A 525-nucleotide genomic window follows, 5' to 3' on the forward strand; every position below is an offset into this window, starting at 1 on the left:
TGTTCGATATGCCATAGGAACTTGGCAACCCATTAGTACCGAGTGGACATTTGTTATTGCTGTAGTGAGTGCCGTGCTCGTTTTAAGACATGTTATGCCTCGTTACGTTTGGATGTTTGTCTGTGTAATTGTTGTGGTGACAGGGTTGTTTCCTAAGCAAGATAACCAAACTTGGCGTATTGATGTGCTTGATGTCGGGCATGGGTTGGCGGTGCTGGTTGAAAAAGAGGGTAGAATTTTACTCTATGATACGGGCAAAGCTTGGCAAAACGGCAGTATAGCTGAGCAAGTGATTACGCCAGTACTGCACCGCAGAGGCTACTCAAGTGTCGATACGATGATTTTAAGTCATGCCGATAATGACCATGCTGGCGGCCGAAAAGTGATAGAGCAGTACTTTTCACCTAAACACAAACTATGCAGCCAGAGCTTTTTACATTATCAGCCTTGTATTGCTGCTGAGAAATGGAAGTGGCAAGGGTTGAACATGGAGGTACTTTGGCCTCCTAAACCTGTTGTACGTGC

At 45.3% G+C, this 525-nt stretch carries 1 protein-coding gene; it reads left to right on the plus strand.

Annotated features, from left to right (window positions below):
- A partial coding sequence (locus R7E38_RS23360; RefSeq protein WP_318082232.1) for an MBL fold metallo-hydrolase occupies positions 1–525 on the plus strand: 525 nt, incomplete at both ends.

Source organism: Vibrio sp. Vb2131, assembly GCF_033338535.1.
Lineage (GTDB): Bacteria > Pseudomonadota > Gammaproteobacteria > Enterobacterales > Vibrionaceae > Vibrio > Vibrio alginolyticus.